Raw genomic sequence first — 24,690 nt, 5'->3', positions numbered from 1 at the left:
TCAGGCGCGCCGCACCGGGTTCGCCAGCACGCCGATGCCGGCGATCTCGACCTGCACGGCGTCGCCGTGCACGACGGAGGCGGACCGGTCGGGGGCACCCGTCAGAATGACGTCGCCCGGCAGCAGGGTGAACACGCTGGAGACGAAGGAGATCATCTCCGCAACGGTGTGCTTGAGCAGCGTCGCATTGCCCTTCTGGAAGACCTCGCCGTTGATGCGGGACTCGATGGTCAGCGTGGTCCAATCGTATTCGGTGTCGATGACCGGTCCGAGCGGGCAGAACGAGTCGAAGCTTTTGGCCCGTGTGAGGTCGCCGTCGCGCTCCTGCAGATCGCGGGCGGTGACATCGTTCGCTACCGTACAGCCCCAGATGGAGTCCTCGGCGGCGTCGACGGACACGTTGCGGGTGATCTTGCCGATCACGATCGCGAGCTCGCCCTCGACGTGCACGTTGTCCGTGGACGCCGGCACGGTGATCGGGTCGCCGGGGCCGACGACGCAGGTGTTCGGCTTGAGGAAAAACCTGGGCTCACCGGGCGAGCGGGCCGCGGCGGACTGCTCGGCCGCGTCGGCGAAGTAGGACCACGCCATGCCCACGATCTTCGACCGCGGGATCACCGGGGCGAGCAGCTTCACGTCGCGCAGGGCCACGCGCTCCCCGGACGGGTCATAGCCCGCGAACATCGGGTCGCCCTTTAAAACGACGATCTCGTCGTCGTCGACGATGCCGAACGAGATGCGTCCCTCGTGACTGAACCGTGCGATTTTCACGCGGGTCCCACCGGGGCGTCGAGCCGGGTGAGCCAGCCATGGCGGTCGGGCAGGCGGCCGTACTGAATGTCGGTCAGCTCCTGGCGGAGCGCCATCGTGATCTGGCCGGCCGGGCCATCCGGGTCGCCGATGGAGAGGTTCGGGCCCTTGAGCTGCGAGATCGGGGTGACGACGGCAGCCGTGCCGCAGGCGAACACCTCGGTGATGGCACCGGATGCGACACCGTCCTGCCATTCGCCGAGGGTCACGTCGCGCTCCTCCACGGTCAGGCCTCGGTCCCGGGCGAGCTGGATGATGCTGTCGCGGGTAACGCCCTCGAGGATCGCGCCGGTCAAGCGCGGGGTGACGAGCGTGTCGGTGCCATGAACGAAGAACACGTTCATGCCGCCGAGTTCGTCGATGCGGCTGCTGGTCTCCCCGTCGAGGAAGAGCACCTGGGCGCAGCCGTTGTCATAAGCCTGCATCTGAGGCAGCAGGCTGGCGGCGTAGTTGCCGCCGCATTTGGCCGCGCCGGTGCCTCCGCGGCCGGCGCGGGAGTACTCGGTCGAGAGCCAGATCTTGATCGGGGCCACACCGTCGGCGAAGTAGGCGCCGGCCGGGCTGGCGATCACGTAGTAACCGACCTGGTGCGCGGCCCGCACGCCGAGGAAGCTCTCGTTGGCGATCATGAACGGGCGCAGGTAGAGGCTGGTCTCCGCAGCAGAGGGCACCCAGTCGCCGTCCACGGCCACGAGCTGCCGGATCGATTCGATGAAGTCGACCTCGGAGAGCTCCGGCAGTGCCAGGCGGCGTGCGGAGCGCTGCAGGCGCTCTGCATTCTTCTCCGGGCGGAAGGTCCAGATCGACCCGTCGGCGTGACGGTAGGCCTTCAGCCCCTCGAAAATCTCCTGGCCGTAGTGCAGCACCGAGGAGGCCGGGTCGAGGTGCAGCGGACCGTAGGGCATGACCCGGGCGTTGTGCCAGCCCGCGTCGAGGGTCCAGTCGATGGCGACCATGTGATCGGTGAACTTCTTGCCGAAGCCGGGATCGACGAGGATCTCTTCGCGCTCGATCTTCGTGCGGGCCGCGGTCGACGGCGTCAGGCTGAACCTCAGCGGGAAGGTGGCGGTGCCGGATGTCGTCGGGGGCGCTGGCTGGCTCATTGGATTCCCTTGTCTGTCAGTCGAGTCACGATGGCGTCGCCCACGGCGCTGGTGCTCCGGGGTGTGCCGAGAGCCGCCCGGGCCACGATGTCGGCGGTCACGGCGGCAGTCACCCGGGCCGCGGCATCCGTGAGTCCGAAGTGCTCCAGGAGTAGCGCCACCGACAGGATGGCCGCCGTGGGGTCAGCCAGTTGTTTGCCCGCGATGTCCGGTGCCGAACCGTGTACCGGCTCGAACATGCTGGGAAACCTGCCCTCAGGGTTAATGTTCCCGGAGGCCGCAAGGCCGATGCCGCCGCTGATTGCCGCCGCGAGATCGGTGAGGATGTCGCCGAAGAGGTTGTCCGTGACGATGACGTCAAATCTACTCGGATTTGAGACCAGGAAAATCGTGGCCGCGTCGACGTGCAGGTAGTCGACGGTCACCTCGGGGTATTCGGCTGCGACGGCGGTGACGATTCGCTGCCACAGGCTGCCGGCGAAGACGAGCACATTGGTCTTGTGCACGAGTGTGAGGTGGCGGCGGGGCCGACCCTGGGCCTGGGCGAAGGCGTAGCGCACCACGCGTTCAACGCCGAAGGCCGTGTTGACGGAGACCTCGTTGGCCACCTCGTGCGCGGTGCCCTGGCGGATCGCTCCGCCGTTGCCCACGTAGGGACCCTCCGTGCCCTCGCGCACGACGACGAAGTCGACGGTGCCCGGAGACGCCAGCGGGCTGGGCACGCCGTGGAAGAGAACGCTCGGGCGCAGGTTCACGTAGTGGTCGAGCGAGAAGCGTAACTTGAGCAGCAGGCCGCGCTCGATATTCGCGTTGGCGAGGCGGGGGTCCCCCGGCACGCCGCCGACGGCGCCGAGCAGGATGGCGTCGTGGTCGGCGATCGCCGCGAGGTCGTCATCGGTCAGCACATCGCCGGTTTCCAGGAACCGTGCGGCGCCGAGGGAGAACCAGGTTGCGTCGAAGGTGACGTCGTCGGCAGACGTGGCGGCCTCGAGAACCTTGACCGCTTCGGCGACGACCTCGGGGCCGATCCCGTCGCCGGGAATGACAGCAAGCTTGATGAGAGGGGACATTCGACTCCGTATGTCTGAAAGTTGGCTGTAGATAAACCCTACTGCGACGCAACGAGTGTCTAAGCTGGTCAATTCCTGACAACCAATAGAAAGCAGTTCCGCATGAGTCTCGGATTGGGAATCTTCCTTCTTGTCGTCGGCGCCATCATGGTGTTCGCCCTGAACGTGACCGTCGAGTGGATGGACATCGAGCTGGTCGGCTACATCCTGATGGGCGCCGGTGCTGTCATCATGGTCATCGGCATCGTCTTGCTGACCCGCAAGCGCAGCAGCATCACCACGACCCGCAGCGCCGTCGACCAGGCGAGCGGGGAACAGGTCACGTCGCAGAAGCGTTCCGTCGACGACGTCTAGGTCGACGTCCGTCGTGCCGGGGCCCGTGTCGAGGTCGACGTCGACACGCGCCCCGGCACCGGCCTTCGCCGGCGGCGGCTCAGGTGATCAGGTCGCCTTACGCAGGGTGACCAGCGCCACAAACGCCGCCGCCAGCACCAGAATGGTTCCGATCCAGGCCGTGGGCGAAATTCCGCCGGTGAAGGCATCGCGGGCCGACGAGAGCAGCACGTTTGCCAGGCCGGAGGGCAGCCCGTCGGCCACGGCCACCGCACCGCCGAGGGTCTCCGCCGCCGCCGCGCTCTGCGCCGCGGTGAGGGCCTCCGGCAACACGACCGCACTGCGGTACGACGCCGTCAGGATGGTACCGAGGATGGTCGTGCCGAGCACGGCGCCCAGTTCATAGGCCGTTTCGCCGACAGCGGATGCCGCCCCCATCTTGTCCGCCGGGGCGTTCGCCACGATCAGTTCGTTCGAGACCGTCTCGGCCGCGCCGATCCCGATCCCGAGGGCCACGAAGACGAGCGCGATGCCGACCGCGTCGAGGTCTCCCCCGCCCAGGGCGGCGGCCGCGTAGCCGACGGCCGAGATCAGCAGTGCCACCGGAACGACGATCGACGGCCGCACGCGCCGGGCGATGGGCACGATAACGAGGCCGGACACGATCATCGCCGCCAGTCCCGGCACGAGCACCAGCCCCGCCTCCAGAGGCGAGAGGGCCAGCACGAGCTGCAGGTACTGGGAGACGAAGAACAGGCCGCCGACGAGAGCCACGACGCTCAGCAGGTTGACGCCGATCGCCCCGCTGAAGGCCCCCTGGCGGAACAGCCCGAGGTCGATCATCGGGTGCGTCAGCCGGGGCTGGCGGCGCACGAAGAGCACGCCTGCGGCGAGTCCGAGCACGATCGGGCCGAGCGAGAAGGGCGTGGGTCCGTGCTCCGCCAGGGCCTTGATCCCGTAGACGATCGGCAGCATGGTCGCCAGCGAGAGCGCGATGCTCGGGGCGTCGATGCATCCGGGGTTCGGGTCGCGGGACTCCGGCACGAGCAGGGGCCCGAGAACCAGCAGCGGCAGGAGCAGCGGCACCGCGAGCAGGAAGACGGAGCCCCAGGCGAAGTGCTCCAGCAGCACGCCGCCCACCACGGGGCCGAGCGCGCTGCCTGCGGCGAAACCGCTCGCCCAGATCGCGATCGCCAGCCGCCGCTGGTTGCGCTCGGTGAAGACGGAGCGGAGCAGCGACAGCGTCGGCGGCATCAGCATGGCGCCGAAGAAGCCCAGCACGGCGCGGTCGATGATCAACCACTCGACGCTTGGGGCGAAGGCGGCCACCACGGAAACGGCGCCGAACCCGGCGGAGCCGATCAGCAGCAGCCGGCGGCGCCCGATCCGGTCACCGAGGCTGCCCATGGCCACTAGGAGGCCGGCGAGCATGAGCGGGTAGATGTCGATTACCCAGAGCAGCTGCGTGCCGGTCGGCCGCAGGTCCTCGGAAATGGCCGGCAGGGCGAGGTTGAGCACCGTGTTGTCGATCGAAACCAGGAGCACGGGCAGCATGAGCACGACGAGCGCCCACCACCGGCGGCGGGGGCTGATCACACGGCTGACGGCGATGACGGGGGTGGTCTCTCGGACGGTATTCGACACGGGAACGACTTCTTTCGGCTCCAGGGACGGATGCTGTACCGTCCAGACGGTAAAGTAAACCGTCCAGACGGTATAGTAGCACCATGAGCTCTGATACCGCAGCCCCGACCCGGAACGTGCCCCGCCTCTCCCCCACGCGCGATCGCATCCTGGACGCGTTCGCGCACCTCCTGATCGACCAGGGCGAGCGGGCGGCCACCCTCGAGGCGGTGGCGGTGGCGGCCGGCCTGTCCAAGGGCGGCCTGCTCTACCACTTCGGGTCGAAAGACGCGCTCGTGGAGGGACTCCTGGCCCGGCTCGACGCGCTCGTCGCCGACGATGTCGAACAAATTCGAGCGGCCTCGGCCGGAGCGGTCGACTACCTGATCCGCACGTCGATGAGCGAGGGGACGGTGCTCGACCAGTCGATCGGTGCGGCCGTCAGACTGGCGCAGGGGGCACATCCGTTGGCCAATGCGGCCCTGGCCGCAACTCGGCGCCAGTGGCTGAGCGTCATCGAGGAGGCGGTGGGAGACCCGGACGTGGCCGAGGTGATCATGCTCGTCAGTGACGGGCTGTACTACGAATCCACCCTCGCGAACCCCGGCCAGCCTGCCGTCGATGGCACATCGACGACGAGGTTGGACCGGTTGCTCGCGGTGATCGGGCGGATGACCGACGGAACTGCTATTCGGTGATGGAGATTTCGATCATGGCCTCGGCCGAGATCGCGTCGCGCACCGCGGCCAGCAGGCTCGCCGGAACGGGCGAGTCGACCGTCAGTACGCTCAGGGCCTTGCCGCCGGCCACGTGGCGGGCGATCTGCATGCCCGCAATGTTGATCTGGGCGTCGCCGAACTCGCGGCCGTAGACGGCCACGATTCCCGGACGGTCCGTGTAGAGCATCACGATCAGGTGGTCGTCGAACGGAACCTCGACGTCGTAGCCGTTGATCTCGACGATCTTCTCGATTTGCTTGGTGCCGGTCAGGGTGCCGGACACCGATACCTGCGAGCCGTCCGCGAGGGCGCCACGCAGCGTGATGACGTTGCGGTACTCCGGCGACTCCTTGTCGGTGATCATGCGCACCGCGACGCCGCGCTGCTCGGCGAGCAACGGCGCGTTGACGTAGGACACGGTCTCGCTGACGACATTGGTGAAAATGCCCTTGAGCGCGGCGAGCCGGAGCACGCTCACGTTATAGTCGGCGAGCTCGCCGCGCACCTCGACGTCGACGCTGGTCAGCGGGCTGTGGGCGCCGAGACCGGAGAAGACCTGGCCGAGCTTCTCCACCAGCGGGATGCCGGGGCGCACGTAGGGGTCGATAACGCCTCCGGCGACGTTGACCGCGTCGGGGACGAGCTCCCCCGACAGGGCGAGGCGAACCGACTTGGCCACGGAGACGCCGGCCTTTTCCTGGGCTTCGTCCGTGGAGGCGCCGAGGTGAGGCGTGGTGATGATGTTGTTGAGGCCGAGCAGCTTCGACCCGGTCGGCGGCTCGCTGACGAACACATCGAGGCCGGCGCCGGCGATCGTGCCGGCCGTGAGGGCGTCGTAGAGGTCGTCCTCGTTGATGAGGCCGCCGCGGGCCACGTTCACGACGAACGCGGTGGGCTTCATCAGCTTGAACTGTTCGGCGCCGATCATGCCGTTGGTCTCGGGCGTCTTGGGCATGTGGATGGTGATGAAGTCCGACTGTGCAAGGAGCTCATCGAGGCTGACCGGAACCACGCCGAGCTGCTGGGCGCGGGCGGAGGTGATGTAGGGGTCATAGGCGATGATGTTCGTGCCGAAGGCCTGCATCCGCGCCGCGATGAGGGCACCGATGCGGCCGAGGCCGATGATGCCGATGGTCTTTTCGTAGAGCTCGACGCCGGTGTACTTGGAGCGCTTCCACTGCCCCTGCGCCAGCGCGCCGTGGGCGGCCGGGATGTGACGGGCCAAGCTGATGATGTGCCCGACGGTCAGTTCTGCGGCGGAAATAATGTTGGATGTCGGGGCATTGACGACCATGACGCCCGCAGCCGTGGCCGCTTTAATGTCGACGTTGTCGAGGCCGACGCCCGCGCGGGCGATGACCTTCAGTAACGGTGCGGCGGCGATTGCCTCCGCGTCCACCTTCGTGGCGGAGCGCACCAGAACGGCATGCGCCGTGGCCAGTTCGGCGAGTAGCGCGACCCGGTCGGTGCCGTCTACGGAGCGAACCTCGAAGTCGGGCCCGAGGGCGTCGACGGTGGCAGGCGATAATTCTTCAGCGATTAGGACAACAGGTTTTGACACGAAAACGGATCCTCCGATTGCAGCAGAAAAATGGCTTGCGCCGCGACCGTGGGGCGCCAGATGTGAAATCACTCTATCGGCTGGAGAATAGAGCCATGAGCAGCGTTACATTCCCCGACCTCCAGTTCGCCGTGCGCATCGTGCTGGCGGTGGTCTTCATCGGCGCCGGCATCACACATTTCGTGCCGGGTGTGGCGCGCACGATGAGGGCGATGATCCCGCCACGGCTGCGAACGACCGGGATGCTTCGCCCCGGCAACCTCGTCATCCTCACCGGAGTCTGCGAGATCGCGGGCGGGCTCGGACTGCTGTATCCACCCACGATGGTGACGGCCGGCGTCTGCCTGATCGTGTTCTTGGCGGCGATCTTCCCGGCCAACGCCTTCGCCGCGCGCTACCCGGACCGCTTCGGCGTGGCCGCGATCCCCCTCGTGCCGCGGCTGACCGGGCAGCTCGTGCTGATGGGGCTGATCGTCGTCGCGATCGCCTGAGCGCTAGGCGACGCCGTGCAACACTGGAGGAGCGCCCTGCCCGGTGTCGAACCAATTCGACGGAGATTTTGGGTCAAACACCCGTTTTTGAACCCAAACGCGCTGTTGAGAGCAAAATCTCCGTCGAATTCGTTCGGGACACCGAGCGGCAGGGCCAGGCGAGCGGCAGGGCCAGGCGAGCGGCAGGGCCAGGCGAGCGGCAGGGCTAGGCGAGCAGGCAGGGCCAGGCGAGCAGGCAGGGCTAGGCGAGCAGGCTGCCCGCGCCGAGGGTGAAGATGTTGGCGGCGATCGCGGCGTTCAGACCCAGGCCGGCCAGGAACAGGGCAGCCTGCGCGGCGGGTCCGCGTGAGCGCCCGATCCATGCGGCAAGCACGAAGACGAGGAGCGGGCCCAGGATGCCGACGAGGAGCACGAAAATACCGAGTCCGCTCAGCTGGGTGTCGAGGCTTTGAGCCAGGATGTTGAGGCCGACGAGGTTGCCGACGCCCTCCCAGATGTCGTAGGCATAGCAAAGGCCGAACAGGATCGCGATGCCCGTCGACAGCCAGCGCGGGGTGCGCCGCCGGGATGAGGGGACGGTCGCGGGCGTGGTCACCGGTGAATCGGTCATGCGATGACCCCCGGTCCGGAGATGAACGGCAACGGGGCGAGCAGAACGACTCCGAGGAGTAGCCAGCCGATCCGGGCTCGGGGATGCGTTCTGGTCAGCCAGAACGTCACCGCGAACCAGACCGCGGGAGCGGCCACGGCCAGCCAGAGACCTAGGGAGAACATGAACTCGGACAACCCGTCGGCGGGCGGGGTCTGGATGCGGCCCACGCCGATGAACCAGCCCACCGTGTAGAGCAGATATATTCCGCCGAAGATTCCGAGCGAGACGAGCGCCAGGGAACTCGTGGCCGTGCGGGTCAGGGCGGCGTCGGCCGCCGCCTTCGCCGCGACAGCGGATGCCGGACCGGCCACGGTCCATCCCTCCGGCGGCGCGACGGAACCGGTCTCGGTACCGGCCGCGGTGCCGGTGCCGGTGTCGGTTTCAGAGCCGGAGCCGGAGCCGTCGCCGGTCGTGACGAAAGCACCCGAATCGGGCTCGGCGGGCCGTGCGGTCGCGCCAGACTCGCCGCCGGAGACGAGCGTGGGGTCGTCGTCGCCGGCCCAGCCCAGGGCGTCGTCCCGGTTGTCGTCACCGGAGTGTCCAGAAGTCATGAGTCCAGCGTACCGAGGCGCCGCCCGGGCGGCGCACACTACCGGCTGATCACGACTTTCAGTGCCTTGGTTTCCGCCGCGCGGGAGAAGGTGTCGTACGCCTCGAGGATCTGGTCCATCCGGAACCGATGCGTGGCCAGCTTGTCGGCTGGGATCTTCTTCTGCGCGACGAGCCGGAAGACGGTGTCCGGGTCCGAGGCGCGCTCGAGCTTCGCGGCCGTGACCGTCTCCCCCGCCGGGCCGTCGGGGCTGCCGTGAACCGGCTGCGAATGGGGGTCGTGTCCTGTGCGAACCGGCAGGCCGGGTTCATCCACGGGCATCAATGGTGAACACCCGGACCGGGCGTGGCAAGCACCCCGAACGCATCCTCGGGACAATCAGCGCCGTTGACGCGGCAGCGGGGCCAATCCAGTGGATTGGCCCCGCTGCCGATGCGAGCTCGGGTGTTAGCGCGCGGCTTCGCCGTCAGTGTAGTCGTCGTCGGCGGAGGCGTTCCAGGCGAACAGCTTGCGCAGCTCACGGCCGGTGGCTTCGATGGGGTGCTCTTCGCCCTTCTTGCGCAGAGCGAGGAACTCCGGTGCTCCGGCGTCCTGGTCCGCGATGAAGCGGGCCGCGAAGGCGCCGTTCTGGATGTCGGTGAGAACGGCCTTCATATTCTCCTTGACGTGGGCGTCGATGACGCGCGGGCCGGAGACGTAGTCGCCGTACTCGGCGGTGTCGGAGACGCTCCAACGCTGCTTGGCGATGCCCCCCTCCCACATCAGGTCGACGATGAGCTTGAGCTCGTGCAGCACCTCGAAGTAGGCGACCTGCGGCTGGTAGCCGGCCTCGGTGAGAACCTCGAAGCCGTACTGGATCAGCTGCGACGCGCCACCACAGAGAACGGCCTGCTCGCCGAACAGGTCGGTTTCGGTCTCTTCGGTGAAGGTGGTCTTGATGCCGGCGGCGCGCAGGCCACCGATCGCCTTGGCGTAGCTGAGGGTGAGCGGCCAGGCCGCGCCCGAGGCATCCTTCTCGACGGCGACGATCACGGGAACGCCGCGGCCGGCCTCATACTCGCGGCGCACGGTGTGGCCCGGTCCCTTGGGGGCGACCATGGTGACGTCGATGCCTTCGGGGGCCTTGATGTAGCCGAAACGGATGTTGAAGCCGTGTCCGAAGACAAGGGCCTTGCCCGCAGCGAGGTTCGGCAGCACGTCGTCGGCGAACAGGTGACGCTGCACCTGGTCGGGCGCCAGGATGACGATGACGTCGGCCCAGGCGGATGCCTCGGCGGTGCTGAGAACGGTGAAGCCGGCCTCTTCGGCCTTGGCCTTGGACTTCGAGCCCTCCTTGAGGCCGATGACGACCTCGACACCCGAGTCGCGCAGGTTCTGCGCGTGGGCGTGACCCTGCGAGCCATAGCCGATGACGGCTACCTTCTTGCCCTGGATGATCGACAGGTCGGCGTCTTTGTCGTAGTAAATCTCAGACACGAGTAAATGTTCTCCTTGTTGTTGTAGTCGGTGGTCGAGCTCTAGTTTTTGAAGACGCGCTCGCTGATCGATTTCGACCCGCGGCCGATGGCGAGCAGGCCGGACTGGGCGATTTCCTTGATCCCGTAGGGCTCGAGCACGCGCAGCAGCGCCTGCGTTTTGCCGGAGTCCCCGGTGACCTCGATCACGACCGCGTCGACGGACACGTCGACGACCCGAGCCCGGAACAGGGTCACGGCTTCGAGCACCATCGACCGGGTCGTGTTGTCGGCGCGCACCTTCACCAGCAGGTGTTCGCGCTGCACCGACTGGGCCGGGTCGAGTTCGACGATCTTGATGACGTTGATCAGCTTGTTCAGCTGCTTGGTCACTTGCTCCAGCGGTGCGTCTTCGACGTCGACGAGGATCGTGATGCGGGAGAGCCCGGGGATTTCGGTGTGGCCGACGGCGAGGCTCTCGATGTTGAAACCGCGGCGGGCGAAGAGGCCGGCGACCCGGGTGAGCAGGCCGGGCTTGTCCTCGACGAGGAGGCTCAGAACGTGAGTGCTCACGGGTTATTCCTCTTCCCAGGTCGGTGCGTGCTCTTTGGCATACTGCACATAGCTGTTGCTGACACCCTGCGGCACCATCGGCCAGACCATGGCGTCCCGGCTCACGATGAAGTCGATCACCACGGGCCGGTCGTTGGTCGCCAACGCCAGCTTGATGGCGTCGTCGACCTGATCGGGGCTGGTGACCCGGATGGCGAGGGCACCGTAGGCCTCCGACAGCTTCACGAAGTCCGGCACCATGGCGGACCCGTGCCCGGTGTGCAGATCGGTGAAGGAGTGCCGTCCGTCGTAGAACAGGGTCTGCCACTGGCGCACCATGCCCAGCGAGGAGTTGTTGATGATGGCGACCTTGATTGGAATGTTGTTGATCGTGCAGGTGGCCAGTTCCTGGTTGGTCATCTGGAAGCATCCGTCGCCGTCGATCGACCAGACCACCCGGTCGGGCTCGGCCACCTTGGCACCCATCGCTGCGGGGATGGAGTAGCCCATCGTGCCGGCGCCCCCGGAGTTCAGCCAGGAATTGGGCCGCTCGTACTTGATGAACTGGGCCGCCCACATCTGGTGCTGGCCGACACCGGCCGCATAGACGGCTTCCGGCCCGGTCAGCTCGCCGATGCGCTGGATCACGAACTGCGGGCTCATGAGGCCGTCGGTCGGCTCGGAATAGCCCAGCGGGAACTCCTCCCGCAGACCCTTGAGGTAGGTCCACCAAACGCTGACGTCGAGCGTCGTCGTGGTGATGGCGGCCGCGTAGGCGATGGTGAGTTCGGCGATGACCTCCTTGGCATCACCGACGATGGGAACGTCGGCGGCGCGGATCTTACCGATCTCCGCGGGGTCGATGTCGACGTGCACGATCGTGGCGTGCGGCGCAAACTCGGAGACCTTGCCGGTGACCCGGTCGTCGAAGCGGGAGCCGAGCGCGATGATCAGGTCGGCCTCCTGCAGCGCGAGCACCGCGGACACGGTGCCGTGCATCCCGGGCATGCCCAGGTGCTGGTCGTGCGAGTCCGGGAACGCGCCGCGCGCCATCAACGTGGTGACGACGGGCGTCTTGCTGAGTTCGGCGAACGCGAGCAGTTCTTCCGACGCGCGGGCACGGATGACACCGCCACCCACATAGAGGACGGGCTTCTTGGCCTCGGCAAGCAGCTGGGCCGCAGCCTGCACCTGTTTGCCGTGGGCCTTGGTGACCGGCCGGTAGCCGGGCAGGTCGAGCTTGGGCGGCCAGATGAACGGGGCGCTCTTCTGCTGGGCATCCTTGGTGATGTCCACCAGGACCGGGCCGGGCCGGCCGGTGGAGGCGATCAGGTGAGCCGACGCGATAGCCGCGGGGATGTCCTCGGGACGCTTGACCAGGAAGGAGTGCTTCGTGATCGGCATGGTGATGCCGACGATGTCGGCCTCCTGGAAGGCATCCGTGCCCATCAGGGTGGAGAAGACCTGGCCGGTGATGCAAAGGATCGGCACCGAGTCCATGTACGCGTCGGCGATGGCGGTGACAAGGTTGGTGGCGCCGGGCCCGGAGGTGGCGATGGCCACCCCGACGCGGTTGCTCGCCGAGGCGTAGCCCTCCGCGGCGTGGCCGGCACCCTGCTCGTGCCTCACCAGGATGTGCCGGATCACGGTTTGGCTCATCAGCTCGTCGTAGAGCGGAATGACGGCGCCGCCCGGTAGACCGAAGACGTCGGTGACGCCCAGCAGCTCCAGCGAGCGGATGATCGCACCGGAACCGGTGAGGATTTCCGGCGCCCCCGAGTCGGGCGCCCCGGCGGCCGCGGCAGGCGAGGGCGACGGTGATGGCACGGGTGTTTCCGCGGTCATGTGATCAGTTCCCTAGTTCGATGACGAATAGTGAGTTCTAGCCCGTGACGGCGCCGACGGCCGCAGACTGGACAAGCTTCGAGTACTTTGCGAGAACGCCCCGGGTGTAGCGCGGAGGCAGAGGTGCCCAGCCAACACTCCGGGCGGTCAGCTCATCAGGGTCGACCAGTAGGTCGAGCGTGCGAGCTGCGATATCGACCCGTATCAGATCACCATCGCGCACGAAGGCGATTGGACCTTCGTCCACCGCTTCGGGTGCTATATGGCCGATGCACAGTCCGGTTGTGCCGCCTGAGAATCGACCGTCCGTTAAGAGTAGTACATCGGCGCCGAGCCCGGCGCCCTTGATGGCGGCGGTGATCGAGAGCATCTCCCGCATTCCGGGCCCGCCCTTGGGTCCCTCGTAGCGGATGACGACGACGTCGCCCTTCTGGATCTCCCCCGCAGTGAGAGCGTCCATGGCGGCGCGCTCACGCTCAAACACGCGCGCGGGTCCCTCGAAGATGTCGGAGTCGAAGCCGGCGGTTTTGACGACGGCACCCTCGGGGGCGATAGAGCCCTTGAGGATGGTGATTCCGCCGCTGGCGTGAATCGGGTTGTCGAGGGTGCGCAGCACCTCGCCGTCCAGTTCGGGCGGGTCGATCTCGGCAAGGTTCTCGGCCACGGTCTTGCCGGTCACGGTGAGCGCGTCGCCGTGGATGAGGCCGGCCTCGAGCAGGGCCCGCATCACGGCCGGCACGCCGCCGTGACGGTCGACGTCGTTCATGACGTATTTACCGAACGGCTTCAGGTCGCCGATGTGCGGCACCTTGTCGCCGATGCGGTTGAAATCGTCGAGTGTGAGCTCGACCTCGGCCTCGTTCGCGATGGCCAGCAGGTGCAGCACCACGTTGGTGGAGCCGCCGAACGCCATCGCCACGGCGATCGCGTTCTCGAAGGCCTTGCGGGTCAGGATGTCCCTGGCCGTGATCCCCAGACGCAGCAGGTTGACGACGGCCTCGCCGGAGCGGTGCGCGTAGTAGTCGCGGCGGCGGTCGGCGGAGGCCGGGGAGGCCGATCCCGGCAGGCTCATGCCGAGAGCCTCGGCCACGCTGGCCATGGTGTTGGCGGTGTACATGCCGCCGCAGGCACCCTCGCCGGGAGCGAAGGCGCACTCGATGCGCTTGGCGTCGGCCACGGACATCCGCCCGGCCTTGACGGCGCCCACCGCCTCGAAGGAGTCGATGATGGTGATGTCTTTTTCGGTGCCGTCGGAAAGCTTGACCCAGCCGGGAGCGATCGATCCTGCGTAGAGGAAAACGCTGGCCAGGTCGAGGCGGGCCGCGGCCATCAGCATCCCGGGCAGCGACTTGTCGCAGCCCGCCAGCAGCACGGAGCCGTCGAGGCGCTCGGCCTGCATGACAACCTCGACCGAGTCGGCGATGACCTCGCGGGAGACGAGGGAGAAGTGCATGCCCTCATGGCCCATCGAGATGCCATCGGAGACGGAGATGGTGCCGAACTGCAGCGGGTAGCCGCCGCCGCCGTGCACACCTTCTTTGGCGGCCTGCGCGAGGCGGTCCAGGGAGAGGTTGCAGGGCGTGATCTCGTTCCACGAACTTGCGATGCCGATCTGGGGTTTCTCCCAGTCGGCGTCGCCCATACCGACGGCCCGGAGCATCCCCCGCGAGGTGGTGGCTTCGATTCCATCGGTGACGTCCCGGCTGCGAGGCTTCATATCGATCTCAGTCATGCACTGAGTCTAAACGTCCGCTGAGGGCGGAACGTCGCCCGGGGGTCATGCTCCGGCGGCGGCCTCACGCTCCGCGGCGACGGCCGCGCGGGCATCGGCGATCAGGCCCAGCACCAGCGGCACGTCTTCGGGGCCGCGCACCCGGTAGCCGGCGAGCGAGTCGCCTGCCCCGATCTTGAGGCCGACGTCGCCGGGTCGCAGCACGGCGAAGGCGTCTTCGTCGGTGGTGTCGTCGCCGGCGTAGAAGACCCGGTCGGCCCCCGCGTGCCGGCGCAACCGCTCAAGGGCGTCGCCCTTGGTGCTGGCACGCACCGCGAATTCGATCACGTCCTTGCCGTCCCGCACGGTCAGGCCGGGCAGCAGCGTGCCCAGCTCCTCGCGTGCGGCCTTCAGGGCGGCCGCCGCTTTCCGAGGCGTCGCCAGCCGGGTGTGCAGGGCCAGACCGGCCGGCTTGCGTTCGATCCAGGTTCCGTCGATGCTGCCGGAGATGCGCTCAAGCACCCGGGCGAGGGCGTCGAGCTGCTCGAGTTCCTCGGTGACGAGGTCGAGTTCGATCTCGGGGGTGTCCAGCTGCACCTCGATCCCGTGCGAGCCGGCGAGGAGCACATCGGTCTGCGGCTGCGACACGTGCCGCAGGCTGACCAGGGCCCGGCCGGAGACGAACGCGACCCGCACCCCGTCGAGGTCGAGCAGGCGCTGCACGGCCTCGCGGGTGCCTGCCACTGCGCGCGCGTCTTCGGGCTTGTCGACGTGCGGGGCAAGCGTCCCGTCGAAATCGAGGGCCACGAGGATGTTGTCGGCGCGGCTGAGATCCTTTAGCGCACCGGCGAGGGTGTCGGGGATCCCGGGACGCACGGCGGCTCCTTCGGTCAGGGTTCGGAGGAAGGAAGAGGACCAGGCGTCGACGTCGTTGTCGAAGACCTTGCGGCGGAGCGCGCGCATGCGTCGCAGCCGTTCCTGGCGGGGCATCGCGACGGCCCTGAGGATGGCGGCCTTCACGCCGTCGATGTCATGCGGGTTGATCAGCACGGCCTGTTTGAGCTCGTCGGCGGCGCCGGCGAACTCGCTCAGAACGAGCACGCCGTCGCGGTCGAAGCGCACGGCCACGTATTCCTTGGCGACGAGGTTCATGCCGTCGCGGAGCGCGGTCACGAGCATCACGTCGGCCGCGAGGTAGAGCGCCACCATCTCCTCGCGCGGGTAGCCGTGATGGTGGTAACTGATGGCGGTGTGGCTGATGGTGGAGAAGTCGCCGTTGAGGCGGCCGACGGCCAGTTCGATCTCGTCGCGCAGGGCGATGTACGGGCCGACGCGTTCCCGGGAGGGGCTGGCGACCTGCACCAGGGTGACGTCCTCCACGCTTAGGCTGCCGTCGGCGAGCAGCTCGCCGAACGCCTTGATGCGGTGGGCGATGCCCTTGGTGTAGTCGAGCCGGTCCACGCCCAGCATGATCGTCTGGGGGTTGCCGAGGTCTTCGCGGATCTGGCGCGCCCGCTCCTGGATCTCGGGGCGCCGCGCCAGTTCCTCGTAGGCGGCGGCGTCGATGGAGATCGGGAAGTGCTTGGCGATCACCCGGCGATGCTTGCCCTCGGGTGCGGGCACATCGATGGCGACGCCGCGGGTCGGATAGCCGTAGAGGCGGCGCACGGCTCGGGAGAAGTTACCGGCGTCGGCGAGGCGCTGGAAACCGATCAGGTCGGCGCCGAGCAGTCCGTCGAGGATCTGCTTGCGCCAGGGTAGCTGGGCGTAGATCCCGTAGGGCGGAAAAGGGATGTGGTTGAAGAACCCGATCACGAGGTCGGGCCGCGCGTCGCGCAGCATCCGTGGCACGAGCTGCAACTGGTAGTCGTGCACCCACACCGTGGCGCCGGGCGCAGCGGCGGATGCGGCGGCGTCGGCGAAGCGGCGGTTCACCCGAACGTAGGCCTCCCACCATTCGCGGTGGTAGCGCGGCGGCGCGATCACGTCGTGGTAAAGCGGCCAGATCGTGTCGTTGGAGAAGCCCTCGTAGTAATCCTCCAACTCCGACTCGCTGAGCCGCACCGGCACGATGGAGATGCCGTCGTTCTCGAACGGGTCGAACGAGCGGTCGGCGATGCCGGGCCAGCCCACCCAGGCGCCGTCGGAGCTGCGCATCATGGGCTCGAGGGCGGTGACCAGGCCGCCGGGCGAGGTGCGCCAGCCCTCGGTTCCGTCTTCGGAAACCTCGATCTCGATCGGGAGGCGGTTGGAGACCACGACCAGCGAATAGGTGGAGTCCGGGGCGGCGGATGCCGTGGGTTCGGCTGCAGAGGTAATGGGATCGTCCGTTCCGGCGGGCGCAGAGCGACGCCTTGGTGGTCTCCCAAGGCTACCAGTGGGCCGAAAGCGGTGGCCGGGCTGGCCCCTCGGCCACGGTCGCCCGACATGGGGACAACTTTGAGGTAACGCGCGTAATTTAACCCGTGGATCGTGTCCGGGTGTGGCGCGACCCCGGCTGACTGTTTGAAAGAGGCGGACCAATGGACCTGAATTCACTGCTGAGCTGGGTGTCGATCTCACTCGCGACCATCAGCCTCGTTGTCTTCGTCTCGTTCTTCGTTCTGGTGCGGAGGCTGTACCGGCGCATTCGCCGTAGCCGCAGGCTGACCGGCGCGGTGTTGCGTTCTCGCACCATCCTGAGTCGGGGCCCGCAACACGAGGTTCTGAAGCTGCAGTTGCGGCTGAAGGAATCTCTCGACAGTGGTCAGGCAGCCGTCGACCTGGCCCGGAGCAGCCAGGGCCCGCTCGGCGAGCTTCCGCGACTTTTCCGTCGCATTCAGGGCGAAAGCGTCACGCTGCAATCGCAACTGCGGCTGCTGACGAGCGAGGCCGATCCTGTCGTGCTCGCCGAGGCGCTGTCGGTGGCCGGCCGCCGTGTCGACCAAGTGGCCGGGTTGGTGCGCCGGCTGCGCTCGGCCGTCGCTGCCGGTCTCGGAGAGCTCACCGATGACACCCTCACGGCCCTTCGGTCCGAGGTCGACCGCGAGGTGGCCGCGCTCCGGGCTGGGGTCGATGAGTTGCGCTCCCTCAACGGCCGCTCGCTCAACGGCTGCTCCCTCGACGGCCACTCCCTCGACGGCCACTCCCATAACGGCAACGACGGGTTCTCCGATCCGCGCCGGCCCCTGCCCATGAATACTTTCAACAGAAGGACTGAATCATGAGCCTCACCTCGCGGCTGCGCGTCATCCTCCGCAGCAAGTCAAACCAGGCCCTGACCCGGATCGAAGACCCCCGCGAGGCCCTCGACGACAGCTACGAGCAGCAGGTGAAGTCGCTCCAGCAGGTGCGCCTGGGGCTGGCCGAGGTCGCAACGGCAAAGAAGCGAATTGAGTTGCAGGGGCAGGACATGGGCGGCCGCTACCAGCGGCTGGCCGACCAGGCCCAGGAGGCGCTGAACCAGGGCCGGGAAGATCTGGCCCGCACGGCGCTGGAACGCCGGTCGCTCCTCGAGGGCCAGGTGGCAGCCATCCGTGACCAGTACCTCGTTTTGGCTCAGCAGCAAACGCAACTGCAGGACAACGAACGACGCCTCGCCGAACGGGTCGCCGCCTTCCGCTTGGAGAAGGAGACCATCAAGGCCACCTACGCTGCCTCCGAGGCTCGGGTCAAGGCCAACGAGGCCGCGTCCGGCATCGGCTCGCAACTGGGCACGGTCGGTGCCGACCTCGACCGGGCCAAGGACCGGGTCACCCAGATGCAGGCCCGCGCCGCCGCCACCGACGAGCTGCTCTCCAGCGGCGCTCTGAACGATGTCACGGCCCCGCTCGACGCGGACCTCGAGCGGCAGCTCTCGGCTGGGGCGACCAGAGCGGCTGTCGACAGCCAGCTTCAAGCGATGAAGGAGGCCCGCGCCATGAACCGAGGCCCTGGCCCGAACGCTCGCGGAGGAACCGACGCCTGGTTGAGTATCGGCCAGGGCCCGTCTCTCCCCTGATCCTGGTCGTCGACCAACTCTGAGCCAGGTCGTCGAACCAATTCGACGGAGATTTTGGCGGAAACGCTACTTTCCGGGGCATCCTGGACCGATCTTGGCAAAATCTCCGTCGAATTCGTTCGCGCTGCGGGGCAGAACAAAGCGCGAGGTGCACGCCCGAACCGCACAGGCACTTCGGCGCATCAGGCGGGAGGTGTGGCCACCTCAGGAGATCCGGCCGGGCCGAGCCGGGTATCCGCACCTGTTCCGCACTGGTCCGCGCCGACTGGAGAATTTGGGCGACGGATGTCCTGAGTCAGCCCCACACGCAAGCTCGCCTGAGCCTGAACCTGAACCTGAACCTGAACCACGGTTGCTCGGGTGAGCCAAAATCTCCGGCGAATTCGTGCGGCGCACGGGGCGCAACCTCACGCGGGCGGGCACACGTTCCCTCCGGGAACAGATACCCCGCATCAGCTGCGGGCCTGCGCCAGGCCGAACGAGCGGGCGCCGCGCCGGCTGGCGACGGTCCAATACGAGGCCAGAACGCTCACCAGTGCGAAGATCAGCAGGATGGCCGCGGGCCCGCCGGCGCTGCCGCCTCCCCCGGAGACAATGGCCTGCATGCCCCGCACCGCCCAGGTGAGCGGCAGGAATGGGCTGATCATCTGGAACGGCGCCGACACCAGCTCAATCGGGTAGAGCCCACCCACCGCGGTGAGCTGCAGCGCGAGCAGTACCAGGGAGACCACGATTCCGACCCGGCCGAACGCCGCCGTGAGGAAGTGGTGCACCGCCGCGAACACGAAGGCGAGGAACACCGCGAAGGCCAGGGTCGACGGCAGGATCGACCACGAGACGCCGAGCGTGCTGTGCAGCAACAACACCACGACCACGGCCTGCGCTGCGGCGATTCCGAACGCACGGCCGAGGCTGCGGGCCACGAGGTTGCCGGTCGACGCGGTCGACGCGAGCGCGAGCGCGGACAGCGGCTTCATCACCAGGAAGATCGCCAGGGCACCGATCCACAGGCCGATCGGCACGAAGACCATGCCGATGACCGGGCCGATCGACGCGAAGGCGTTGTCGCGCTCCGCGGTGATGCCGACCGGTTCGGAGACGACCGCCGCGGTCGTCACCGGGTCGGTGTCGGTGAGCGGGGCCGCGCTGTCCGCGCCGTCCTGCAGCCCGCTGGCGAGTTCGACCGCGCCCGATTCGAGCAGGCGGGCGCCCGCCGCGGCATCCGTTGTTCCGGTGGCCAGCTGCGAGAGGCCGGTGGCGATGCCGGCAACGCCGGTGGCGAGGTCGCTGGCACCGCCGCGGAGGTCGCTGCCGCCGGCGGAGAGCAGGCTCGCACCGTTGGCGCTCTGAGACACCCCATCGAGCACGCCTTCGAGGCCCGGACCGGCCTGGCCGATGCCGGTGCTCTGCGCGGCGAGGGCGTCGAATCCGCCCTGGAGCTGCAGCAGGGCCGGCGCGTAGTCGGCGACCCGCGGGTCGCTCTGCATGGCCGCGTTCAGCTGCCTGAAACCGTCGGCGTTGGACTGCACCCCGGCCGCGTAGGCCGGTAGGCCGGTCGCGAGCGGAGCCAGCCCGGCCGCGCCCGTGCTCAGCCGGGTCAGGCCGTCGCTCAGTCCGGTGACGCCCTGGGTGTACTCGGCCACGCCGGAGGAGAAGCTGGCGGCGCCGGTCGCGGCGGACGAGGCCCCGGATGCCGCGGCGGCCGTGCCGCCGGCCAGCGAATCGAGTCCGGTGGCCACGCCGGTGACCCCGGTCGAAACCTGCGCGGCGCCATCCGCCGCCTGCGTGAGGGACTCGCCCAGCACAGCCAGGCTGGTGTAGAGCCCGTTGAGGTACTGCGAGGTGATCTCGCGGCCGAAGACGCCCGACATGGCGGTGCCCACCGACTGGGCCACCGATCCGGCCAGGAACGAGTGCGCGTCATCCGTGCGGATGCCCAGGTCGGCCTGGGTGGGAGCCGCCCCGCCCAGCGAGGTCACCGACGCCGAGAAGTCCTTCGGGATCGTGAGCACCGCGTAGGCGTCGCCGGAGGCCAGGGCCGCCGCGGCATCCGCGGAGTTGGAGATGGTCCAGTCGAACCCGGTGGCCTCGGACCCCTCATCGGAAGGCTTGGTGAGTTCGGTCACGAGCAGTCGGCCGGCGAGCACCGGCTGCTCGGTGCCGTCGGGCAGGGTGGTGGTGACGATCTCGTCGTTGTTGACGACGATCGCCGGCAGCGTGTCCCCGCGCTGATCGGCGGTGGCGAGGGCCCCGGCGAAGAGTCCGGCAACCGCCAGCGGCACCACGATCAGGCCCGCCAGCAGGGCCCCGAGGGCCCCTCGGCGCTGCCCGGGCGTGCGGCTGAACAGTTTCTCAAGCCTGGTGCTCATCGCTGCAGGGCCTTTCGGTCACGGGAATCGAGTTCGAGGGTCTGCAGCGGGCGGGCCCCGCGGTAGACCGCGATCGCCTCGGGGAAGGAGGCGGCACCGACGATGAGGGCGGTCGAGGCCGGGGCGAGGATCGCCAGCACCTGCACGAGGTCCCGCCCCGCCGGGTCGACGGGCAGTCCCTCGCCGAGGTCGACGATGACAACTCCCGGGGTCTCGGTGAGCGCCGCGGTCAGGTGCACCGCGGCACGGCCTAGGGCGGAGAGGGACGATACCGTCGTGCCGGCCACGATCGGGCCGGCGTCCCGGCCGCTCGACGGGGTGCCGAGCGCACCGTTCAGACGCGCGATCCACCCCGCGAGAAGCGAGCGGCGCGACGCGGCGCGGTACCACGGATGCGCCAGGTCCAGCCGTTCGGCCAGCAACTCCCCCACGGTGAGCCCATTGTCGCGGCTGTCGCCCACGTCGGCGAGCGCCACCGCGCGGAGGGCGCGGCTGCGCTCGGACGGCAGCGGAAAGCCCATGACCTGGAGGCGGCCGAACACCGGGTCGAGCCGGCCGGCCAGGGTGGCGGCGACGACGCGGCGGTGGGTGGCGGAGCCGGTCAGTACCACCACCGCGCCGGCGTCGATGGTGAGGTCCAGCGGCCCGAAGGGGCTCTCCGGCAGCCCGAAGACGGCTCCCTCGGCCGTGATGGCGTGCGGCTGGCTGATGGCCCATTCCTTGTCGGCCAGGTGCCGGCGCAGACCCTCACCCTCGATGTCGACGTTGGGCAGAATGCGGGAGAGCCAGCGTGGCAGCCACCAGGCGGCGTCGCCGGCGAGGGCCATCGCGGCCGGGACCAATGTCATCCGCACCAGGAACGCGTCGAGGAAGACTCCGACGGCGAGGGCGAACGCGATGCCCTTGATCGCCCCGGTGCCCTCGGGCACGAAGGCAAAGAAGACGAAGAACATGATCAGGGCGGCGGCCGTGACCACGCGGGCGGCGTGGGAGAACCCGTGCACGATGGATTCGCGGGCCAGGCCGGTCTTCACGAACTCCTCCCGCATGCCGGAGACGAGGAACACCTCGTAGTCCATGGCCAGACCGAAGAGCACGGCCATCAGCAGGATGGGCAGGAAGCTCAGGATCGGCCCGGGGGTTTCCACCCCGAGCAGCTCGGAGAACCAGCCCCACTGGAAGATCGCCACGGTCGCACCGATCGATGCGGCCACCGAGAGCAGGAACCCGAGGGCCGCTTTGATCGGCACAAAGATCGACCGGAACACCATGGTCAGCAGGATGATCGAGAGCCCCACCACGATCAGGGCGAACGGCACGAGCGCGTTGCTGAGGCGGTTGGAGATGTCGATCGACACGGCGGTCGCGCCGGTCACGGCGATGGGGGTGCGCAAGTCGTCGTCGATCGATGTTGCCAGATCGCGGATGGCCTGCACGAGCGCCTTGGTCTCGGGCGCGTTCGGCGCGCTGTCCGGCATGACCTGGATGATGGCGGTGTCGACGGTCGGGTTCGGAGTGCCCTTGCCGACGAAGGCCACGCCGGGCAGGGTGCGCAGGGCCGCGCCGATGGTGTCGAGGTCACCGAAGATATCCGTCGTCTGGGTGATGTCGACGACGACGATGAGCGGACCGTTGTAGCCCGGACCGAAGCCCTCCTTGAGCATGGTGAACGCCTCTCGCTGCGTCGAACCGGCCGGCTCGGACGCCCCGTCAGGCAGGTTCAGGTCGAGGCTGAGGGCCGGGATCGCCAGCGTGCCGAGCACGCCCACCACGAGGAGCACGGCCACGACCGGCGCCCTGAGCACGAGGTTGACCCAGCGGTGGCCGAGGGTGGGCCGGCCGGTGTCTGGACGGGTGGCCCGGTGGTGCGCGCGGCTGCCTGTCTTGGGAGTGAGGCGCCCCTTGGCGAGGCCGAGAACGGCGGGGAGGAGCGTGACCGCCACGAAGATGGAGACCAGCACGGCCAAGGCGGCGCCCAGCCCCATCACGCTGAGGAACGGGATGCCGACCACGAGCAGCCCGAGCAGGGCGATGATCACGGTGATCCCGGCGAAGACGACGGCGCTGCCGGCGGTGGCCACGGCCGAGGCGGCCGAATCGTGTGGTTCGACCCCATTGGCGAGCTGCGTGCGATGCCGCGACAGGATGAAGAGCACGTAGTCGATGCCCACGGCGAGCCCGAGCATCAGGGCGAGCATGGGGGCCGTGCTCGAGACTGGCACGAATGCGGAAATCACGGTGATGCCGCCGATGGCGACGCCGACGCCGATCAGGGCCATCAGCAGCGGCATCCCGGCGGATGCGAGCGAACCGAAGGTGATCACCAGCACCACGCCCGCGAAGATCAGGCCGAGAACCTCGGAGATGGTGATGCCGAAGGTGTTGTCCTGGAAAACCTGGCCGCCGAAGGCTACCTCGAGGCCGGCCTGCTCGGCGATATCCCGCGTCGCGGTCACGTCGTCGAGGGTTTCCGCGGTGACGTCGGTTGATAAGCCGGACAACTGAACCTGGCTGAACGCACTCTCTGAGTCGTCGGAGATCGCGCCCGACGCATATTCGTCATAGGGCGTCAGCACCGAGTCGACTCCGGGCACGTCCGCGAGTTCGGCCGCAATGTCGACGATGGCCGTGCGGTAAGGCTCGTCGGTGACGGATGCCCCGTCCGGGGCCGTGTAGACAACCTGTACCGCGGCGCCGGCCGCCTGGGGGAACACCTCGCCGAGCTTGTCGATGGTGTCCTGTGATTCCGTGCCGGGAATCGCGTACGACTCCTGGGTCTGGCCACCGAGGGCCACCCCGGAGCCGAGGATCCCGACCAGCAGGATGGCCCAGATGCCGAGCACCAGGCCCGCACGCTGGTAGGCGAAGTGGCCGATTCGATAGAGCAGGGTTGCCATGGGTGCTACTTCCGGGACGGGGCGGTGCGAACGGTGACAGGGGCAAGCAGCTCGGTGATGACGGTCAGGAGAGCCGGTCGGACCTCTTCCACCGGGGTTATCTCCTCCCCGAGGAACGTCATGCCGGCCACCAGGGTGTAGGCGGCGCCGCCGAGGGCGATACCGAAGCGGATGCGGTCCTCCGTACTCGCATCGCCGTGGCACAGCGTGTCGGAGAGGCGCACGATCACCACTCCTGCCCGGTCGATCACGGGGATGCCGCGCAGCGACTGAGACTGGTTGATGAAGGTGTGCAGCTCGAGGCGGAATTCGAGGATGAAGTCGATGAAGTCGTTCACGAACCGGCTCCGGGTCAGGGCGCTCTCCTCGGTGGCGAGGAACCGTTCGAGAATGGCCTCCAGCCGGTTCACCGCCGGGGTGAGCACCTCGTCGAGGAGCGCTTCCTTGGAGGCGAAGTGGTAGAGCACGCTCGATTTGGAGTACCCGGCCGCGTCGGCGATCTGCTGCAGCGAGGTGCCGGCGAACCCGACCGAGGCGAACTGCTCCAGCGCTGTCGCGCGCAGTTCTGCGCTGGTGCTCTGGCGGTTGTGTGGGGGCTGGGGCACAACGGGCTCTGGAGTCACCCGATTACGGTACCTGACCGATCGGTCAGAGCTTGTCCGATCGGTCAGATTGTCGGGAAACGTGCAGTCGGGCAACTTCCGGGTAGCGTTAGACGCGGAGGTCTCCATGCGAAAGTTCATTTTCAGCAGTGCCATCATCGGCGTGCTCGCCGGCGGTTGGAACATTCTGAGCGCCACCCGCACCGGTCCGCGCGACTGGCGCCTGGCGCTGATGTGGATCGGCTGGCTGCTCAGCGCCGCCGTCGCCATCGGAACCGTCATCCAGGATGCCGACGATCGCCGAATCGAGGACTAAGTCCTCCGCTGTCGGCGTGTCAACGCGGGCCGTAGCGCGCCGCACGGCAAACT

22 protein-coding genes are annotated in these 24,690 nt (G+C 68.1%); 6 read left to right on the top strand and 16 right to left on the bottom strand.

Annotated features, from left to right (window positions below; genetic code table 11):
• The 3 genes from CXY82_RS15030 to CXY82_RS15020 are packed head-to-tail and all read right to left on the bottom strand — an operon-like array spanning position 1 to position 2,983.
• Positions 1-771: a fumarylacetoacetate hydrolase family protein gene (locus CXY82_RS15030; protein ID WP_104171623.1), complete on the bottom strand. Its 771-nt coding sequence runs from the start codon at positions 769-771 to the stop codon at positions 1-3.
• Complete coding sequence (locus tag CXY82_RS15025) at positions 768-1,913, bottom strand: branched-chain amino acid aminotransferase (protein ID WP_104171622.1); 1,146 nt, start codon at positions 1,911-1,913, stop codon at positions 768-770. The genes CXY82_RS15030 and CXY82_RS15025 overlap by 4 nt, the downstream gene beginning before the upstream one ends.
• Positions 1,910-2,983, bottom strand: coding sequence for a 3-isopropylmalate dehydrogenase (locus tag CXY82_RS15020; RefSeq protein ID WP_104171621.1), 1,074 nt, complete (start codon positions 2,981-2,983; stop codon positions 1,910-1,912). The genes CXY82_RS15025 and CXY82_RS15020 overlap by 4 nt, the downstream gene beginning before the upstream one ends.
• A gap of 102 nt (positions 2,984-3,085) precedes the next feature.
• Here CXY82_RS15020 and CXY82_RS15015 point away from each other — a divergent pair, with 102 nt between their 5' ends.
• Positions 3,086-3,337: a DUF6458 family protein gene (locus tag CXY82_RS15015; RefSeq protein WP_104102889.1), complete on the top strand. Its 252-nt coding sequence runs from the start codon at positions 3,086-3,088 to the stop codon at positions 3,335-3,337.
• A gap of 87 nt (positions 3,338-3,424) precedes the next feature.
• Here CXY82_RS15015 and CXY82_RS15010 read toward each other — a convergent pair whose 3' ends face one another.
• The gene (locus tag CXY82_RS15010; RefSeq protein WP_233199375.1) at positions 3,425-4,912 is read right to left on the bottom strand and encodes an MFS transporter; all 1,488 of its coding nucleotides are present in this window, start codon (positions 4,910-4,912) and stop codon (positions 3,425-3,427) included.
• A 131-nt stretch (positions 4,913-5,043) separates the two neighbouring features.
• On the opposite strand from CXY82_RS15010, the gene CXY82_RS15005 reads away from it, so the two are divergent.
• Positions 5,044-5,637 (top strand): TetR/AcrR family transcriptional regulator, encoded by a 594-nt coding sequence (locus CXY82_RS15005; RefSeq protein WP_104171620.1) that lies wholly within the window; start codon positions 5,044-5,046, stop codon positions 5,635-5,637.
• Here the strand turns inward: CXY82_RS15005 and serA are convergent.
• Positions 5,627-7,219 carry a phosphoglycerate dehydrogenase gene (serA, locus tag CXY82_RS15000; RefSeq protein ID WP_104171619.1) on the bottom strand — a complete coding sequence of 531 codons (1,593 nt, stop codon included), beginning with the start codon at positions 7,217-7,219 and terminating at the stop codon, positions 5,627-5,629. The genes CXY82_RS15005 and serA overlap by 11 nt on opposite strands.
• A gap of 95 nt (positions 7,220-7,314) precedes the next feature.
• Between serA and CXY82_RS14995 the strand changes: the two genes are divergently transcribed.
• Positions 7,315-7,710 (top strand): DoxX family membrane protein, encoded by a 396-nt coding sequence (locus tag CXY82_RS14995; protein ID WP_104171618.1) that lies wholly within the window; start codon positions 7,315-7,317, stop codon positions 7,708-7,710.
• 241 nt (positions 7,711-7,951) lie between these two features.
• Here CXY82_RS14995 and CXY82_RS14990 read toward each other — a convergent pair whose 3' ends face one another.
• The 8 genes from CXY82_RS14990 to CXY82_RS14955 form a co-directional block, all read right to left on the bottom strand.
• The gene (locus CXY82_RS14990) at positions 7,952-8,320 is read right to left on the bottom strand and encodes a hypothetical protein (protein ID WP_104171617.1); all 369 of its coding nucleotides are present in this window, start codon (positions 8,318-8,320) and stop codon (positions 7,952-7,954) included.
• Positions 8,317-8,913, bottom strand: a complete 597-nt coding sequence (locus CXY82_RS14985) for a DNA polymerase III subunit gamma/tau (protein WP_104171616.1) — start codon at positions 8,911-8,913, stop codon at positions 8,317-8,319. The genes CXY82_RS14990 and CXY82_RS14985 overlap by 4 nt, the downstream gene beginning before the upstream one ends.
• A gap of 38 nt (positions 8,914-8,951) precedes the next feature.
• On the bottom strand, positions 8,952-9,227 hold the full coding sequence (locus CXY82_RS18695) for a hypothetical protein (protein WP_104171615.1): 276 nt from the start codon (positions 9,225-9,227) through the stop codon (positions 8,952-8,954).
• 132 nt (positions 9,228-9,359) lie between these two features.
• The gene (gene ilvC / locus CXY82_RS14975) at positions 9,360-10,388 is read right to left on the bottom strand and encodes a ketol-acid reductoisomerase (RefSeq protein WP_104171614.1); all 1,029 of its coding nucleotides are present in this window, start codon (positions 10,386-10,388) and stop codon (positions 9,360-9,362) included.
• 41 nt (positions 10,389-10,429) lie between these two features.
• Positions 10,430-10,939 carry an acetolactate synthase small subunit gene (ilvN, locus tag CXY82_RS14970; RefSeq protein WP_104102867.1) on the bottom strand — a complete coding sequence of 170 codons (510 nt, stop codon included), beginning with the start codon at positions 10,937-10,939 and terminating at the stop codon, positions 10,430-10,432.
• Positions 10,940-10,942: 3 nt separating this feature from the next.
• The gene (locus CXY82_RS14965; RefSeq protein WP_104171613.1) at positions 10,943-12,763 is read right to left on the bottom strand and encodes an acetolactate synthase large subunit; all 1,821 of its coding nucleotides are present in this window, start codon (positions 12,761-12,763) and stop codon (positions 10,943-10,945) included.
• Between the two features lie 37 nt (positions 12,764-12,800).
• On the bottom strand, positions 12,801-14,495 hold the full coding sequence (gene ilvD, locus CXY82_RS14960) for a dihydroxy-acid dehydratase (protein WP_104171612.1): 1,695 nt from the start codon (positions 14,493-14,495) through the stop codon (positions 12,801-12,803).
• A gap of 45 nt (positions 14,496-14,540) precedes the next feature.
• The gene (locus tag CXY82_RS14955; protein WP_104171703.1) at positions 14,541-16,793 is read right to left on the bottom strand and encodes a bifunctional alpha,alpha-trehalose-phosphate synthase (UDP-forming)/trehalose-phosphatase; all 2,253 of its coding nucleotides are present in this window, start codon (positions 16,791-16,793) and stop codon (positions 14,541-14,543) included.
• Positions 16,794-16,996: 203 nt separating this feature from the next.
• On the opposite strand from CXY82_RS14955, the gene CXY82_RS14950 reads away from it, so the two are divergent.
• Positions 16,997-17,680, top strand: a complete 684-nt coding sequence (locus tag CXY82_RS14950; protein ID WP_104171611.1) for a hypothetical protein — start codon at positions 16,997-16,999, stop codon at positions 17,678-17,680.
• Positions 17,677-18,453, top strand: a complete 777-nt coding sequence (locus CXY82_RS14945; protein ID WP_104171610.1) for a PspA/IM30 family protein — start codon at positions 17,677-17,679, stop codon at positions 18,451-18,453. The genes CXY82_RS14950 and CXY82_RS14945 overlap by 4 nt, the downstream gene beginning before the upstream one ends.
• A gap of 452 nt (positions 18,454-18,905) precedes the next feature.
• Here the strand turns inward: CXY82_RS14945 and CXY82_RS14940 are convergent, their stop codons facing one another.
• Genes CXY82_RS14940 through CXY82_RS14930 form a run of 3 tightly spaced genes read right to left on the bottom strand, consistent with a single transcriptional unit; the run spans position 18,906 to position 24,342 of the window.
• Positions 18,906-20,822, bottom strand: coding sequence for a YhgE/Pip family protein (locus CXY82_RS14940; protein WP_104171609.1), 1,917 nt, complete (start codon positions 20,820-20,822; stop codon positions 18,906-18,908).
• The gene (locus tag CXY82_RS14935; RefSeq protein WP_104171608.1) at positions 20,819-23,719 is read right to left on the bottom strand and encodes an MMPL family transporter; all 2,901 of its coding nucleotides are present in this window, start codon (positions 23,717-23,719) and stop codon (positions 20,819-20,821) included. The genes CXY82_RS14940 and CXY82_RS14935 overlap by 4 nt, the downstream gene beginning before the upstream one ends.
• Before the next feature lie 5 nt (positions 23,720-23,724).
• Positions 23,725-24,342 (bottom strand): TetR/AcrR family transcriptional regulator, encoded by a 618-nt coding sequence (locus CXY82_RS14930; RefSeq protein WP_233199368.1) that lies wholly within the window; start codon positions 24,340-24,342, stop codon positions 23,725-23,727.
• A 106-nt stretch (positions 24,343-24,448) separates the two neighbouring features.
• On the opposite strand from CXY82_RS14930, the gene CXY82_RS14925 reads away from it, so the two are divergent.
• Positions 24,449-24,637, top strand: a complete 189-nt coding sequence (locus CXY82_RS14925) for a hypothetical protein (protein ID WP_104102840.1) — start codon at positions 24,449-24,451, stop codon at positions 24,635-24,637.
• The last annotated feature ends 53 nt before the right edge of the window (positions 24,638-24,690 follow it).

Source organism: Cryobacterium sp. M23 (genome assembly GCF_002929655.1).
In the GTDB taxonomy this organism is placed as follows: Bacteria; Actinomycetota; Actinomycetes; order Actinomycetales; family Microbacteriaceae; genus Cryobacterium; species Cryobacterium sandaracinum.
This window is presented reverse-complemented; position numbering and strand designations above follow the sequence as displayed.

Excerpts from the sequence above, each read along its gene's own strand:
- CXY82_RS15005 (WP_104171620.1), top strand. The coding sequence starts at position 5,044 with ATGAGCTCTGATACCGCAGCCCCGACCCGGAACGTGCCCCGCCTCTCC.
- CXY82_RS14935 (WP_104171608.1), bottom strand. The coding sequence starts at position 23,719 with ATGGCAACCCTGCTCTATCGAATCGGCCACTTCGCCTACCAGCGTGCG.
- CXY82_RS14985 (WP_104171616.1), bottom strand. The coding sequence starts at position 8,913 with ATGACTTCTGGACACTCCGGTGACGACAACCGGGACGACGCCCTGGGC.
- CXY82_RS15015 (WP_104102889.1), top strand. The coding sequence starts at position 3,086 with ATGAGTCTCGGATTGGGAATCTTCCTTCTTGTCGTCGGCGCCATCATG.
- CXY82_RS14940 (WP_104171609.1), bottom strand. The coding sequence starts at position 20,822 with ATGAGCACCAGGCTTGAGAAACTGTTCAGCCGCACGCCCGGGCAGCGC.
- ilvD (WP_104171612.1), bottom strand. The coding sequence starts at position 14,495 with ATGACTGAGATCGATATGAAGCCTCGCAGCCGGGACGTCACCGATGGA.
- CXY82_RS14965 (WP_104171613.1), bottom strand. The coding sequence starts at position 12,763 with ATGACCGCGGAAACACCCGTGCCATCACCGTCGCCCTCGCCTGCCGCG.
- CXY82_RS14925 (WP_104102840.1), top strand. The coding sequence starts at position 24,449 with ATGCGAAAGTTCATTTTCAGCAGTGCCATCATCGGCGTGCTCGCCGGC.
- CXY82_RS14945 (WP_104171610.1), top strand. The coding sequence starts at position 17,677 with ATGAGCCTCACCTCGCGGCTGCGCGTCATCCTCCGCAGCAAGTCAAAC.
- CXY82_RS14950 (WP_104171611.1), top strand. The coding sequence starts at position 16,997 with ATGGACCTGAATTCACTGCTGAGCTGGGTGTCGATCTCACTCGCGACC.
- CXY82_RS14995 (WP_104171618.1), top strand. The coding sequence starts at position 7,315 with ATGAGCAGCGTTACATTCCCCGACCTCCAGTTCGCCGTGCGCATCGTG.
- CXY82_RS15025 (WP_104171622.1), bottom strand. The coding sequence starts at position 1,913 with ATGAGCCAGCCAGCGCCCCCGACGACATCCGGCACCGCCACCTTCCCG.
- CXY82_RS14990 (WP_104171617.1), bottom strand. The coding sequence starts at position 8,320 with ATGACCGATTCACCGGTGACCACGCCCGCGACCGTCCCCTCATCCCGG.
- CXY82_RS15020 (WP_104171621.1), bottom strand. The coding sequence starts at position 2,983 with ATGTCCCCTCTCATCAAGCTTGCTGTCATTCCCGGCGACGGGATCGGC.